This is a genomic window from Chryseobacillus diguaensis (assembly GCF_049220665.1).
Lineage (GTDB): Bacteria > Bacillota > Bacilli > Bacillales > Bacillaceae > Metabacillus_B.
The window spans coordinates 362,466-376,197 of record NZ_JBMKNV010000004.1 but is presented as its reverse complement, the minus strand read 5'-3'; the positions used below and the strand labels follow the sequence as shown (position 1 = coordinate 376,197).

General features: G+C 42.7%; 16 protein-coding genes. 15 read left to right on the top strand and 1 reads right to left on the bottom strand.

The genetic code is table 11. From position 1 onward, the window contains the following. Window positions 1–84 precede the first annotated feature (84 nt). A complete protein-coding gene (gloA2, locus tag ACOT8F_RS09145) occupies window positions 85–468 on the bottom strand; it encodes an SMU1112c/YaeR family gloxylase I-like metalloprotein (RefSeq protein WP_421651398.1) in 384 nt (127 codons plus the stop codon). 91 nt (window positions 469–559) lie between these two features. Between gloA2 and prfA the strand changes: the two genes are divergently transcribed. The 15 genes from prfA (at window position 560) to ACOT8F_RS09070 (ending at window position 13,716) form a co-directional block, all read left to right on the top strand. Next, window positions 560–1,630, top strand: a complete 1,071-nt coding sequence (gene prfA / locus ACOT8F_RS09140) for a peptide chain release factor 1 (protein ID WP_421651397.1) — start codon at window positions 560–562, stop codon at window positions 1,628–1,630. Window positions 1,631–1,632: 2 nt separating this feature from the next. Next, complete coding sequence (gene prmC, locus ACOT8F_RS09135) at window positions 1,633–2,496, top strand: peptide chain release factor N(5)-glutamine methyltransferase (RefSeq protein WP_421651396.1); 864 nt, start codon at window positions 1,633–1,635, stop codon at window positions 2,494–2,496. Between the two features lie 135 nt (window positions 2,497–2,631). Further along, on the top strand, window positions 2,632–2,757 hold the full coding sequence (locus tag ACOT8F_RS09130) for a hypothetical protein (RefSeq protein ID WP_421651395.1): 126 nt from the start codon (window positions 2,632–2,634) through the stop codon (window positions 2,755–2,757). A gap of 192 nt (window positions 2,758–2,949) precedes the next feature. Continuing rightward, window positions 2,950–3,618: a stage II sporulation protein R gene (spoIIR, locus tag ACOT8F_RS09125; protein WP_421651394.1), complete on the top strand. Its 669-nt coding sequence runs from the start codon at window positions 2,950–2,952 to the stop codon at window positions 3,616–3,618. Between the two features lie 279 nt (window positions 3,619–3,897). Beyond that, complete coding sequence (locus tag ACOT8F_RS09120; protein ID WP_421651393.1) at window positions 3,898–4,338, top strand: hypothetical protein; 441 nt, start codon at window positions 3,898–3,900, stop codon at window positions 4,336–4,338. A 210-nt stretch (window positions 4,339–4,548) separates the two neighbouring features. After that, on the top strand, window positions 4,549–5,592 hold the full coding sequence (locus ACOT8F_RS09115; RefSeq protein ID WP_421651391.1) for an L-threonylcarbamoyladenylate synthase: 1,044 nt from the start codon (window positions 4,549–4,551) through the stop codon (window positions 5,590–5,592). A 72-nt stretch (window positions 5,593–5,664) separates the two neighbouring features. Then, entirely contained in the window at window positions 5,665–6,225 is a 561-nt protein-coding gene (locus ACOT8F_RS09110) for a manganese efflux pump MntP (RefSeq protein ID WP_421651390.1), read from the top strand. 366 nt (window positions 6,226–6,591) lie between these two features. Then, a complete protein-coding gene (locus ACOT8F_RS09105) occupies window positions 6,592–7,050 on the top strand; it encodes a low molecular weight protein arginine phosphatase (protein WP_421651388.1) in 459 nt (152 codons plus the stop codon). A gap of 16 nt (window positions 7,051–7,066) precedes the next feature. After that, the gene (rpiB, locus tag ACOT8F_RS09100) at window positions 7,067–7,513 is read left to right on the top strand and encodes a ribose 5-phosphate isomerase B (protein WP_421651387.1); all 447 of its coding nucleotides are present in this window, start codon (window positions 7,067–7,069) and stop codon (window positions 7,511–7,513) included. 12 nt (window positions 7,514–7,525) lie between these two features. Beyond that, window positions 7,526–8,098 (top strand): TIGR01440 family protein, encoded by a 573-nt coding sequence (locus ACOT8F_RS09095; RefSeq protein ID WP_421651386.1) that lies wholly within the window; start codon window positions 7,526–7,528, stop codon window positions 8,096–8,098. 186 nt (window positions 8,099–8,284) lie between these two features. After that, window positions 8,285–9,520, top strand: a complete 1,236-nt coding sequence (gene glyA / locus ACOT8F_RS09090) for a serine hydroxymethyltransferase (protein ID WP_421651384.1) — start codon at window positions 8,285–8,287, stop codon at window positions 9,518–9,520. Window positions 9,521–9,738: 218 nt separating this feature from the next. After that, complete coding sequence (upp, locus tag ACOT8F_RS09085) at window positions 9,739–10,368, top strand: uracil phosphoribosyltransferase (RefSeq protein ID WP_421651383.1); 630 nt, start codon at window positions 9,739–9,741, stop codon at window positions 10,366–10,368. Between the two features lie 333 nt (window positions 10,369–10,701). Further along, window positions 10,702–12,918, top strand: coding sequence for a S8 family serine peptidase (locus tag ACOT8F_RS09080; protein ID WP_421651382.1), 2,217 nt, complete (start codon window positions 10,702–10,704; stop codon window positions 12,916–12,918). Between the two features lie 201 nt (window positions 12,919–13,119). Then, on the top strand, window positions 13,120–13,341 hold the full coding sequence (locus ACOT8F_RS09075) for an AtpZ/AtpI family protein (protein ID WP_421651381.1): 222 nt from the start codon (window positions 13,120–13,122) through the stop codon (window positions 13,339–13,341). A gap of 6 nt (window positions 13,342–13,347) precedes the next feature. Further along, the gene (locus ACOT8F_RS09070; protein ID WP_421651379.1) at window positions 13,348–13,716 is read left to right on the top strand and encodes an ATP synthase subunit I; all 369 of its coding nucleotides are present in this window, start codon (window positions 13,348–13,350) and stop codon (window positions 13,714–13,716) included. Window positions 13,717–13,732: the final 16 nt, after the last annotated feature.

Sequence of the window (13,732 nt, the reverse complement as noted above, 5' to 3'; positions counted from 1 at the left end):
CATCCGGAGCCAATCTCCTTTCAGTGTGACAAAACAAGTATTGTTTCGGCAAAGGAAGTGCTATTTCAGCTTTTGCTGTCGAAATTAGCGCTCGTATAACTCAAGTGGAAGACCGTCTGGATCCTTAAAAAAGGTGAATGCTTTTCCTGTGAGCTCATCAACCCGGACAGGTTCAGTTTCAATGCCTTTAGAGTTCAGCATTTCAACAGCTTCCCCGATATTGTCCACTTCAAAGGCAAGGTGCCTTAAGCCTCTTGCTTCAGGCTTATTTGGCCGTTCAGGGGGATTTGGAAAGGAGAAGAGTTCAATTTGATAGGAGTCTCCAACCTTAAGATCGAGCTTGTAAGAGTTTCTTTCTTCTCTAAAGGTTTCTTCTGCAATTTCCAGACCCAATTTCTCAGTGTAAAAAGCTTTTGATACCTGGTAATCAGAACTGATGATGGCAACGTGGTGGATTCGTTTGAGCATCTCGTTAAATCTCCTTTTCAATTTGCTTTTGATTGTTGTACTAACCTATACTATAATTATAACGTTACGGACAAAAATAGAGGTGAAGAACGTGTTAGATCGTTTACAGGCGGTTGAGAATCGTTACGAGAAACTCAATCAGCTCCTAATGGATCCGGATATTATCGGAGATCCGAAGAAACTTCGTGAATATTCTAAAGAACAATCTGATATACAGGATACAGTTGAAGCCTATCGTGAATATAAAGATGTTGCAGAACAAATTAAAGATGCGAAAGCAATGCTTGATGACAAGCTTGACGCGGATATGAAAGAAATGGTCAAGGAGGAGCTTTCCGAGCTGAATGAGCGGGAAACAGAGCTTTCTGAACGCTTGAAAGTGCTATTGCTGCCAAAAGACCCGAATGATGACAAGAACGTAATCATGGAGGTTCGCGGGGCAGCAGGCGGAGATGAAGCGGCCCTTTTTGCTGGTGATTTATACCGGATGTACAGCCGGTATGCAGAGATGCAGGGCTGGAAAACGGAAGTAATGGAAGCAAACTCAACAGGTGTCGGCGGCTACAAAGAGATCATTTTCATGATCTCAGGAAAAGGCGCTTATTCTAAAATGAAGTTTGAAAATGGAGCCCACAGGGTTCAGCGTGTGCCAGAAACAGAATCTGGCGGACGGATTCATACTTCTACTGCTACAGTGGCTTGTCTTCCGGAAGCAGAAGAAGTTGAAGTGGACATTCATGAAAAAGATATCCGTGTGGATACCTTTGCTTCAAGCGGTCCCGGAGGACAAAGTGTTAATACGACAATGTCAGCCGTTCGTTTGACGCATTTGCCTACAGGCGTTGTGGTGTCCTGTCAGGACGAAAAATCACAGATCAAAAACAAAGAAAAAGCGATGAAAGTTCTTCGTGCCCGCGTCTATGATAAATTCCAGCGTGAAGCACAGGCTGAATATGACCAAAACCGAAAGCTTGCTGTTGGAACAGGTGACCGTTCTGAACGGATTCGCACGTACAATTTCCCGCAAAACCGTGTGACAGACCACAGGATCGGCTTAACCATTCAAAAACTTGATCAGATCCTTGAAGGGAAGCTTGACGACGTGATCGATGCTCTTATCATGGAAGATCAGGCCAACAAGCTTGAGCAGGCGACAGAATAAAGATGAAAACGGTATTTGAAGCCCTCAAATGGGCTTCTTCTTTTTTAGTCTCTGCGGGAAGAGATGAAAATGCCGGTGAACTCTTGCTGAGACACCATCTGGACATGAACCGTTCCACGCTTTTGGCGAACCTGCGAATGGATGTAAATAAAGAGAAACTGGATTCTTTTAAAAAAGATGTAGAGAAGCATGCAGCAGGCATTCCTGTTCAGCATTTGACTGGCTATGAAGAATTTTACGGAAGAACGTTTCATGTTAATGAAGAGGTTCTGATTCCGAGGCCTGAAACAGAAGAATTGGTGGAAGGCGTGTTAAAAAGAGCGGAAAAACTATACGGAAAAGAAGCCCGGCTTGAATTAGTTGATGTAGGAACAGGGAGCGGTGCCATCGCAATCAGTCTTGCATTGGAAAACAAGCAATTCCATGTGTCTGCTATCGATATTGCCCCTGAGTCGCTCGAGGTTGCGAGAAAAAATGCAAAGCAGCTGAATGCGGACGTCGCTTTTTATGAAGGAGATCTGCTCAATCCTTTTATAACATGCAGAAAACAGGCAGACATTATTGTTTCGAATCCTCCTTATATACCGGATGCAGATATTATCGGTCTCTCTTCAGTAGTGAAAGACCACGAGCCGATTCGTGCACTTGCAGGAGGCGAGGACGGCCTTGATTTTTACAGACGTCTTTGTGATGAAATTCCGCTTATTATCGGTGAGAAAGCTCTAATAGCTTTCGAAATTGGTGCAGGACAAGGAGAAGATGTAGCAGCCCTTTTAAAAGCAGCCTTTCCAAATGCTAATACAGAAGTTGTCCTTGATATTAACGGAAAAGATCGTATGGTCTATGCAGAAATTGAAGCCCTCTGATGAAGGGCTCTTTTTCATTTGGATAATAATCTGCTTCTATGATATTGGCAGCTGGATATAGAGTTTCCAATTGAACCTCCAACCGGAGTGGTCGATAACTATCTCACAAAGGCAGCCCGCATAACGATGAGGGATTTGGCGAAACAATCTTACTCAAAAGAGGCACTGAAAAAGCTTGCAGCACGAGGCTGGACAGAGGAAGACCATCAGCGGCACTTACAGGAATACCAATTTTTCAGAAAATCACTGACAATACTTTAACAAAACAGATTTGAACGCTTGGCTTAAATACAATTCAGAAATGTTGCAGCTATGGAATAAAAGGAAAAAGACCAAACATAATTGGTCTTTTTTTCGCTTTAGTTTACTAGATTGAAAGTTTTTCCATTACCCCCATGTTTAAAAGATTCTCATCCTGCCCATACTATTTTTAACGAGGGGATGGTGGAGAAAATGAAAAAACAAGTGATTGCCATTATATATATCTTTCTATTAATAGCGGGTGCTTTGCTTAGTACGTATAGGGAACCATTGAAGGCGCATGCTGAACAGGCTCCAGTTGTTATACCTGATGAAGCGATCAGACTTCGGATTTTGGCCAATAGCAATGCTGATGCGGACCAGGTATTAAAGCGTGAAATCAGAGATGAAGTGAACAAGGAAATTACAAAATGGGTCAAAGACCTGACAAGCATTGATGAAGCCCGCAAGCTGATCAGAAGCCGCCTGCCGCATATTAAAGCCATTGCTGAAGGAGTGCTGAAAAAAGAGCATTCTAATCAGTCCATTAAGGTAGAGTTCAGTAAGAAGGTAGATTTCCCGACAAAGCTTTACGGAAATTATATTTATCCTGCTGGGAAGTATGAAGCGATTCTTATTACTCTTGGACAGGGCGAAGGTGCAAATTGGTGGTGTGTTCTGTTTCCTCCATTATGTTTTCTGGATTTTTCAAACGGTGAAGCCGTAAAGGATCCGAGTAAGGAAACAGGTGCACCTGTGGCTCAGGCAGCGGAGGTGAAGCAAGACGGCAAAGGGTCTGTTCATACAGACAGCAGCGAAAAAGGAGAAAAAGTAGAAGTGAAATTCTTTTTAGTAGAGTGGTTTCAAAATCTGTTTTCTTAAGGTTCTTTTTCTTAAACTTTGTTGCTTCTCGCTCTAAATTTCTTTTACACGGCCTTAAATTTGGCAGGAACTTTAAGAAAAGATGTCCCGAAGAGAGTCTCAGGTGCGTGATAAAATCTCTTGCGAATAGCAACAATCTTTGCGAAAACATCCTTTCCTAAACAGCCTTTCCTTTAGGCTGTTTTCTGTTCACAGCAAAATTCGATTTCTATTAATAAAGGAATAAAAAAAGATTCGCCTCATAGATTGGGAGTATCAAGAATAAAACGGGGTGGAAGAATGTTTTATCAATTAAGAATGGCGGAAATGAAAGATTTGAACAAGCTGAAGGCATTTATGGAGAAAGCGGGCGTCATAACTGCGGGTGTGGATGAAACTGTGGATTGTTTTATGATTATGGAAGATGATAAAGAAGATATTGTTGCTTCCCTAGGATTGGAGAGATTTCAGGAGGACGGTTTGCTGCGTGCTCTCGTTGTTTCGGAAAAGCTTGATCAGGCTCATATTCTCTCTCTGTTTAAAAGTGCAGGGGCTCTTGGGAAAAAGCTTGCTGTCACTAAGCTATTCCTGATTACGAATAAGCAGTCTTCAATGGATTTTTTGAGATTTGCCGGATTTGAAGCATTTGACGGAAGCGTCCCTGAGCATTTAATGAAATCTGAGCATGTCCGGCTTTCGATGAGCAAAAAGGGCGCAACCTTAATGGCGAAAAATTCTTAACAGCTTTTTATGAAAAATGTGAATAACACTGATCGGTCACTTGAAAAATCATTCTAAAAATTCAATTATCAACAAAGTTATCCACGAATCACACAGCTTTATCCACAAAATGTGGATAAAGCTTGTTTTCTTTAAGGTTCTCTTTTATACTTTCATGAGGATTAGCGTGGTAAATAGGAGAAAATGAAGGAAACAAGGAGATTGAGAAATATGAAAACTTTTAGCTGGACTGTGGATAGTAAAGATGATTTATCCAAAAGTTATCCACAAATCTCACAGGCAGCACTGTTATTAAAGAAAAACGAACTGGTGGCTTTTCCAACCGAGACGGTTTATGGGCTTGGAGCGAATGCTGCATCGGATGAAGCTGTGGAAAAGATCTATAAAGCAAAAGGAAGACCAAGCGACAATCCATTAATTGTGCATGTCGCTTCAAAGGAACAGGTAATGGATGTTGCAAGCTCAATTCCGCCTCTTGCGGAAAAATTGATCGACACATTTTGGCCGGGACCGCTGACACTCGTGCTCCCGAAAAAAGAAGGGCTTTCCTCCCTTGTAACAGCTGGACTTGAAACGGTTGGTGTACGGATGCCTGATCATCCGCTGGCCCTGGCATTAATAAAAGAGGCGGGACTGCCGATTGCAGCACCAAGTGCAAACCTTTCGGGTAAACCCAGTCCGACCCTTGCCCGGCATGTGGCGCATGACTTAGATGGCAGAATTGCCGGTATTGTGGATGGAGGTCCTACTGGAGTAGGGGTAGAGTCAACAGTTCTTGATTGCACAGGTGAGGTGCCGGTTATTTTACGCCCGGGAGGCATCACAAAAGAACAAATTGAAGAAGCTGCCGGAGCAGTACAAGTGGATCGTGCTCTTTTAAAAGAAGGAGAAACACCAAAATCTCCGGGGATGAAATATACCCACTATGCACCGAAAGCTGAACTGATCGTTGTGAAAGGCAGCAGCGGTTTTATCCAGGAGCTTGTGGATAAAGCGAAAAACGATGGCAAAAAAGCAGGTGTTTTAACCACAATAGAAAATCAAAATACATATAGAGCAGATGCTGTTTTAGCATGCGGGAGCAGAAAGCATCCTGAAACTATTGCGGCGAAGCTTTACGATGTGCTTCGCCAATTTGACGAAGTGGAAAACCTTCAGATTATTTACAGTGAACATTTTTCTGAAGAAGGAGTGGGCCTAGCCATTATGAACCGTCTTTTAAAGGCTGCCGGCCAGCGTGTAATAACTGAATAGCAAATACGGATTTGTTCTATTCCCTCGTGGACATGCATAGGCTAAAAGCAGGCATGTCCGGGAGGGTAAAGAATGAGCTTAGAAGCATATATTGGTGAACTTCTGACATTGTTTTTGATGGCTTTTGCTTTAGGAATGGATGCTTTCTCTGTCGGGCTTGGAATGGGAATGATTCAGCTTAGGCTCAGACAGATCTTTTACATAGGCCTTACCATCGGCTTTTTTCATATATGGATGCCTCTCGCCGGTATGATTATCGGAAAGCTTTTGTCCGACAAGCTTGGAGTCATTGCAACCTATGGAGGAGCTGTACTGTTAATGCTCCTTGGTCTGCAGATGATCTTGTCTTCATTTAAAAAGGAGGACTCTCCTTTAATAACCCCAGTTGGATTTGGTCTTTTTATTTTTGCGACAAGCGTCAGCCTCGACAGTTTTTCTGTTGGCTTAAGTCTTGGTATATACGGCGGCAAAACCTATCTTGCCCTTCTGATTTTTGGCGTCGTCAGTATGCTTCTGACCTGGCTCGGGCTGCTGATCGGAAAAAGAGTAAAAGGATGGATTGGGAGCTACGGAGAAGCGATAGGCGGAACCATTTTGTTTGCGCTTGGAATCAAATTGTTTTTACCGTTTTGATCATCATGCAGTACCATTAAAGAAGAGCGATCTTCTTTTTTTATTTGGCAGTTTTTGCAGAGATTGCTGCTGGTCGAAAAAACTTTTATTACGCATTTTGACTTGCTAAAGAGTGTTGTTTTTAAAAAGCTGTTTTCGCAAAGATTGTTGTTGCTGCTCGTATATGTTTAGAAAACGCATTTAAGATAAGCTTCGTGGCATCTTTTCTTAAAATGATCAGTTGTATAATTGCTTGAAATTCATTTATATAGGTGAGAAACAACAAAGTTTAAGAATAGAGCCTTTAATTGAACCGGAAAAGTGCCAGCCTGTCGTTTGTGCTCAAATTGCATTATAATAGAAGTGGAGATACTGGGAGGGAAGAACATGACGAATATCCTTTTTGTGTGCACAGGGAATACGTGCCGCAGTCCAATGGCTGCAGCCTTATTAAGACATTTGAAAGCCACTGGGGACATCAATGTAAAATCGGCAGGCGTGTATGCCATGGACGGCAGTGAAGCATCCCGCCTGGCTATTGAAGTCCTTCAAGAAAAAGGGATTGAACCGAATCACTCTGCAGCCCTTTTAACAAAAGAACATATCGAGTGGGCAACTCACATTCTGAGCATGACTTCTTCCCATAAGCAGCTGATTGTAGACCGTTTTCCGGAAGCAGGAAGAAAAACCTGGTCGCTCGCCGAATTTGCGTCTGAAAACGGCGGAGCCCAAGCCGATGTGATCGACCCTTACGGCAGTACGATTGAAACGTACCGGAAAACAAGGGATGAGCTGGAACAGTTAATTGAACGGGTGTTAAAAAAACTGGAAACAAAAGAAAGATAAAGGAAGGGTGCGGAAAATGAAGGTTGCCATTGCAAGTGACCATGGCGGAATGAATATACGAAGTGAAATCAAACAGCTCATGGATGAGCTTGGAATAGAGTATACAGATCTTGGCTGTGAGACAGCTGATTCGGTCGATTATCCGGATTATGCTGTTCCTGTTGCTGAGAAAGTAGTGAACGGGGAAGCGGACAGAGGAATTCTGATCTGCGGAACAGGAATCGGAATGAGCATTGCAGCAAATAAGGTTACCGGCATTCGCTGTGCGCTTGTTCATGATGTATACAGCGCCCGTCTAACCCGCGAGCATAACGACAGCAACGTTCTCGCCATGGGTGAAAGAGTCATCGGCCCGGGCTTAGCGAGAGAAATTGCTAAAACGTGGCTGGAAACGGAATTCCAAGGCGGAAGACATGCACGGCGAATTGAAAAGATTGAGGGTTTTGAAAAATCAAGCCAATAAGGATGATGGGAAATGTCTGAAATACAAGCATGGAAAAAAGATCTTCAGATCGTTTTGACTGATTTGGAAAGCCAAGCTTCTTTAAAGCCTTCCGAACTCGTTATTGTTGGATGCAGCACAAGTGAAGTCATCGGTAAAAAAATAGGAACAGCAGGAACAAAAGAAATTGCAGAAATGATTTTTAGCGCCTTAAACGATTTTAGGGAAAGAAACCAGATTGAACTTGCCTTTCAATGCTGCGAGCATCTTAACCGTGCCATTGTGATGGAAAGCAAATCAGCTCAAGCAAGAGGGCTGGAACAGGTTGCCGTAATTCCTGTCCGAAGAGCCGGCGGGGCTATGGCGACTTTTGCATATGGACACATGGAGGATCCGGTAGTTGTGGAATTTGTCAAAGCAGATGCCGGCATTGATATTGGAGATACCTTCATCGGCATGCATTTAAAACATGTAGCCGTACCGATTCGAAGTGCTGTTCTGGAAGTTGGACATGCCCATGTCACAATGGCGAAAACAAGACCGAAACTCATTGGCGGCGAACGGGCAGTGTATAAACAGAGCGATGAGAATTTATCCTGCACATGAAGCACAGCTCTTTGGAGCCGCGCTTTTTTGTTTGCCGAACATTCATCGGTGATAATCTACCTATCATTCGCAGAAAAGCGTTTTCACAAAAGGATTCTTCCGAATTTCTTTTCCAATCCTAGCAGGATTCGTGTACAATGTAAAAAGAGTTGTTTAAACCATACATGATTAAAGGGGGAAGATGGAATGGAATTTTTGCCAAAGCAAGATGAAGCTGTATTTGAAGCCATTCAGAAGGAATTGAAACGCCAGCGGACAAAGATTGAATTGATTGCCTCTGAAAACTTTGTAAGCCAGGCTGTAATGGAAGCACAAGGGTCTGTTCTGACAAACAAATATGCAGAAGGCTATCCAGGCAAGCGTTACTACGGCGGATGCGAATATGTTGATATAGTAGAAGACATTGCCCGTGACAGAGCGAAGGAATTGTTCGGTGCTGAGCACGTAAACGTTCAGCCGCATTCCGGTGCCCAAGCTAACATGGCGGTTTATTTCACGATCCTTGAACATGGTGACACAGTACTTGGTATGAATCTTTCTCATGGGGGCCACTTAACCCACGGCAGTCCTGTTAATTTCTCAGGTGTTCAGTACCAGTTCGTTGAATACGGAGTGGACAAGGATACAAACTTAATCAATTACGAAGATGTAGCAGAAAAAGCTCGTTTACATAAACCGAAGCTGATTGTAGCCGGAGCAAGTGCTTATTCCCGGACAATTGACTTCAAAAAATTCCGCGAGATTGCTGATGAGGTAGGAGCTTACTTCATGGTGGATATGGCTCATATCGCAGGTCTTGTCGCTACAGGACATCATCCTAACCCAGTCCCTTATGCTGATTTTGTTACAACAACAACACACAAAACGCTTCGGGGCCCTCGCGGCGGCATGATTTTGTGCAAAGAAGAATTTGCGAAGAAAATCGACAAATCAATTTTCCCTGGAATTCAAGGCGGACCGCTTATGCATGTGATTGCAGCAAAAGCAGTCGCTTTTGGAGAAGCCCTTCAGGAAGACTTCAAAGATTATTCTAAGCGCATCATCGAAAATGCCCAGCGTCTTGCAGAATCATTGAAAAAAGAAGGACTGAAGCTTGTATCAGGCGGAACAGACAATCATCTTGTCCTTCTTGATGTTCGTTCTCTAAACCTGACAGGCAAAATAGCTGAAAAAGTGCTGGATGATATCGGCATTACTGTTAATAAAAACACCATTCCATTTGACCCTGAAAGCCCATTTGTTACAAGCGGCATCCGTATCGGTACAGCAGCTGTTACGACACGCGGCTTCGGTTTGGAAGATATGGACAATATTGCTTCTATCATTGCAGAAGCATTGAAAAACCACGAATCAGCTGAAAAGCTGGAGGAAGCGAAAAATCGTGTGGAAGCTTTAACAGAGCGTTTTCCTTTATATCAATAAGACAGGAGGGGTTGGCATTTGCCAATCCTTTTGTTTGTGATTGAGCCAAAGAGAAACAAATTTCGTTTTTTCGAGTTATTCCCCGGGAAAAGGTGAAAAATGCCGATAACATTCTTTAATTTGATCATTTGTCGGCATTTCCCATAGATTGTGCCTTGAAACGACAGCGCTTTTTATGTAAAATCTATGGAAGTGTAAACAAAAAGGAGATGAGCCGAGTGGGGAAAGTCTATGTTTTTGATCACCCGTTGATTCAGCACAAACTTACATACATTCGTGATAAGAACACAGGTACAAAGGAATTCCGCGAGCTTGTCGATGAAGTGGCTTCATTAATGGCCTTTGAAATTACAAGAGAGCTTCCTTTAGAGGAAGTAGATGTCGAAACTCCTGTAACAACAGCAAAATCAAAAATTCTAGCAGGCAAAAAACTGGGAATCGTTCCAATCCTTCGTGCAGGACTTGGTATGGTAGATGGAATTTTGAAGCTGATTCCAGCTGCTAAAGTCGGACATGTCGGTCTTTACCGCGATCCTAAAACGCTAAAGCCTGTCGAGTATTATGTGAAGCTTCCAACTGATGTAGAAGAACGTGAACTAATCGTTGTTGACCCAATGCTTGCAACAGGGGGTTCCGCTGTCGAGGCGATTAACAGCCTGAAAAACCGCGGCGCGAAAAACATCAAGTTCATGTGCCTGATCGCAGCTCCAGAAGGCGTTGAAGAAGTGAAAAATGCTCATCCTGACGTTGATATATATATTGCAGCCATGGATGAAAAGCTGAATGAAAAAGGATACATCGTCCCTGGTCTAGGAGATGCAGGCGACAGAATGTTCGGTACGAAATAATAAGGCTCTTTTCTTAAACTTTGTTTTTTTTCACTAAGCTTGTCTATATAAGTGTTCTAAACCCATACGACTTATCAGCAATCATTGCTTAAACAGCAAATAATAAAATGGACAAGGCTGACTTGCTAATTCAGGTCAGCCTTGTTTTTTGGAATTCATCCATTGAGCACGTATCGAGGGGCGATATGACCTCTCCATATAAGCGAATACAGGTTTTTACAAGCGTTATCCAAGTAACGCAATGTCCAAAACCCTAAAAATCAAACAAGACTCCTGAATCCCCCCTAAATAATTCCATCTAGTTTAGAGAATAATACGTTCTGAGGTGATCACATGCGACGAACGTTTTTTATCCTACTGAGTTGTTTTTTTCTCTTTCAGCCGTCTGCAGCTGCTGTAAAATTTCCGGAGCATCCGCCCCTTCCTAAAGAAAAACTTTCAGACATCATGAAAATGGTGATTGTAGTAAGAGATCAGGAATGGGGGAGCTTTCTAAAAAAGGCTGGGAAGAACCCTGACATTAAAATCAAACATACGTACACGAATGTATTCAAAGGTATTTCTATAGAAGGAAAAAGACGAAGTGCAGAAAAGCTGCTGAACGATCCTGCAGTTATCCAGTCAGGACCCGTTACAATTTACCAAACAGAAATAGACAAAAGTGTTCCATTTATAGGAGGAGATGAAGCGAGGCGCTTTTACGATAAAAACCATAATCGCCTGACGGGAAAAGGAGTGAAGGTTGGGATCATTGATACAGGAATCGATTACGGTCATCCTGATTTAAAAGGGAATTTTAAGGGTGGCTACGATTTGGTTGATGGTGACGAGGATCCGATGGAAACAAAGGGTGAGGATAGCACCGCTACCCTTCATGGAACCCATGTGGCAGGAATTATTGCAGCAAATGGGAAACTGAAAGGAGTCGCACCTGAAGCGGACATAATTGCCTATCGCGCACTAGGTCCAGGCGGAAGCGGAACTTCTGAGCAGGTCATTGCTGCGATTGACAAAGCCATCGAAGATAAAGTGGATATTTTAAATTTATCACTTGGAAATAGTATCAACGGACCGGATTGGCCGACAAGTCTGGCACTTGATAAGGCAGCAGAAAAAGGAATTGTAACTGTTACGGCAAGCGGGAACTCCGGTCCTGAACCATGGACGGTGGGATCTCCTGGAACCTCCGGTAAATCGATTGCTGTTGGCGCTTCTTCGCCGCCGATGAAAATCTATTTTTTACATGTAAAAGGATTAGAAAGAAAAGTTCAGCTCGATTCAATGGAATGCTCAGCTGGGTGGAAGGCTCTGCAGAATCAGGATCTCGTTTTAGCCGGAAAAGGAAAGCCATCAGAGTTTTCGCCACAAGCCAAGGGGAGGATCGCTTTAGTCGAGAGAGGAGGAATTCCTTTTTCAAAAAAAGCTGCCAATGCTAAAAAAGCAGGTGCCTCTGGTCTTATTATTTATAACAATGAAAAAGGGCAATTCTCAGGAAGTCTGGAAAAAGAGATTGGAATCCCTGTCGCAGCAATTTCAAGGGATGAAGGTAAATGGCTGAAAAAACAGATCAAAAAGCTTCTTCCAATTAAGATAATCTCTCAGGAAGGCAGGGACAAAATGGCTGATTTCAGTTCAAGGGGACCTGTGACCGTAAACTGGCAGATTAAGCCCGATCTTGTGGCACCAGGTATGGCCATTAACAGTACAGTCCCAGATGGCTATCTTTCTCTTCAGGGCACGAGCATGGCTGCACCGCATGTCGCTGGAGCGGCAGCATTAATCAAACAGGCACATCCGGAATGGAGTCCAATGCAGGTGAAAGCATCGTTAATGACAACAGCGAAGCCATTATATAAGGAAAGAAACAGTCTTTATGAACCGATTGAGCAGGGAGCTGGGCGAATCGACATACCAGCAGCAATAAATGCTGAAGAACTCATTATTCCTGGTTCCATGACCTTCTCTAGCTATTCTTCGAAAGCTCCGAGAACAGTGAAAAAGACACTTTTAACGATCGAAAACCTATCGAAGAAAACGAAGTCTGTTACCTTTTCATATCCGAAAAAACAAAAAGGAGTGACATGGCAGTTTCCTCATAAATTAAAAATTGCTCCTCATCAGGCAAGGGAAGCATCTGTCTCGCTTGAACTTTATCCATATAAGATGAAGGAAGGCATTCATCAGGGCTGGGTCAGTATTTATATAGAGGGAAAAGAAAGAAAAATACCTTACTTATTTGTCATAAATGAACCGGATTACCCGCGTGTAATGGGATTCGACTTTAAGCGTGGACCAGAGAGAAATTCACTGCAATATGAAATGTACCTTCCGGGCGGAGCAGATGAAGCTGGAATTGCTTTATATGATCCTGTCACCTATACCTTTAAAGGCTATCTTGACTGGGCAAAGCATCTTCAAAGGGGGATATTTAAAAAAGTGATTCATAAAAAGGAACTTCAAATTCAAGAAGGGTCATATAAAGCGCTAATATTTGCCAAAAAAGGAAAACAGGAAAACGTTATGGAGGTCGAATTGGAAGTAAGGTTTTAAGTCAATATGGGATGAATGGAAAAAATGTGAACAATTTGTGATAGGCGTTGCTGTGCGTGAATTTTTAGCCTGAATCGCATTGACATCACCTATTGCCTATTGTATGCTTAACAAGGGTAATGATAAGGTTTTCAAATCATGGAAATTACTCGTAAATTCCCCTTTATAATCCTTTTTTCACTAGAATCGCGAGGATTGCGAATGCGACAAAAACAGCGCCATCCATTACAATCTATGGCAATTATGTATGCAATACTATCGCAGCTGGCTGGATCAGTTCTGATAGGCATTTTTGCTGGCAGATGGATAGACGGGTATGTTCATTCTGCACCGCTGTTTTTGATAATTGGCCTTCTTTTTGGACTTTCTGCAGGCATATATGGAATGCTGAAGCTTGTCCACCACTATTTCCTAGGAGACTAGCATCTCATGTCTGACTTACACCTCATGTTCCAAAGATACCTAAAATACATATTTTTTTTGCTTGCTCTCTTTGTGTTAGGCTATGGATTTACTGGGTACAAATCCATTTTCCTTGGACTTATTCTGGGGACAGGCTTCGGTTTATATAATCTTTGGACAATGGTACGGAAGCAGAAGCAGTTTGGCCGGGCATTTGATGAAGGCAAAAAAGTTCGCTCGCTTGGAACGCTGTCAAGGATGGCGTCTGCAGGGATAGCTGTACTTGTTGGAATTAGATTTCCTGAGCAATTCAACATTGTATCTGTGGTTATTGGATTAATGACAATATATGTTGTCATTATGATAGATTATTTCATTATTCATTTACGTTCATAGCTGGAAGAGAGGTGAA

Bases quoted from the DNA above. Each gene is read 5' to 3' on its own strand.
- ACOT8F_RS09120 (WP_421651393.1), top strand. From the start codon at position 3,898: ATGTTTTATCAATTAAGAATGGCGGAAATGAAAGATTTGAACAAGCTG.
- ACOT8F_RS09075 (WP_421651381.1), top strand. From the start codon at position 13,120: ATGCGACAAAAACAGCGCCATCCATTACAATCTATGGCAATTATGTAT.
- rpiB (WP_421651387.1), top strand. From the start codon at position 7,067: ATGAAGGTTGCCATTGCAAGTGACCATGGCGGAATGAATATACGAAGT.
- ACOT8F_RS09080 (WP_421651382.1), top strand. From the start codon at position 10,702: ATGCGACGAACGTTTTTTATCCTACTGAGTTGTTTTTTTCTCTTTCAG.
- ACOT8F_RS09070 (WP_421651379.1), top strand. From the start codon at position 13,348: ATGTCTGACTTACACCTCATGTTCCAAAGATACCTAAAATACATATTT.
- ACOT8F_RS09095 (WP_421651386.1), top strand. From the start codon at position 7,526: ATGTCTGAAATACAAGCATGGAAAAAAGATCTTCAGATCGTTTTGACT.
- glyA (WP_421651384.1), top strand. From the start codon at position 8,285: ATGGAATTTTTGCCAAAGCAAGATGAAGCTGTATTTGAAGCCATTCAG.
- gloA2 (WP_421651398.1), bottom strand. From the start codon at position 468: ATGCTCAAACGAATCCACCACGTTGCCATCATCAGTTCTGATTACCAG.
- spoIIR (WP_421651394.1), top strand. From the start codon at position 2,950: ATGAAAAAACAAGTGATTGCCATTATATATATCTTTCTATTAATAGCG.
- ACOT8F_RS09115 (WP_421651391.1), top strand. From the start codon at position 4,549: ATGAAAACTTTTAGCTGGACTGTGGATAGTAAAGATGATTTATCCAAA.
- prmC (WP_421651396.1), top strand. From the start codon at position 1,633: ATGAAAACGGTATTTGAAGCCCTCAAATGGGCTTCTTCTTTTTTAGTC.
- ACOT8F_RS09105 (WP_421651388.1), top strand. From the start codon at position 6,592: ATGACGAATATCCTTTTTGTGTGCACAGGGAATACGTGCCGCAGTCCA.
- ACOT8F_RS09110 (WP_421651390.1), top strand. From the start codon at position 5,665: ATGAGCTTAGAAGCATATATTGGTGAACTTCTGACATTGTTTTTGATG.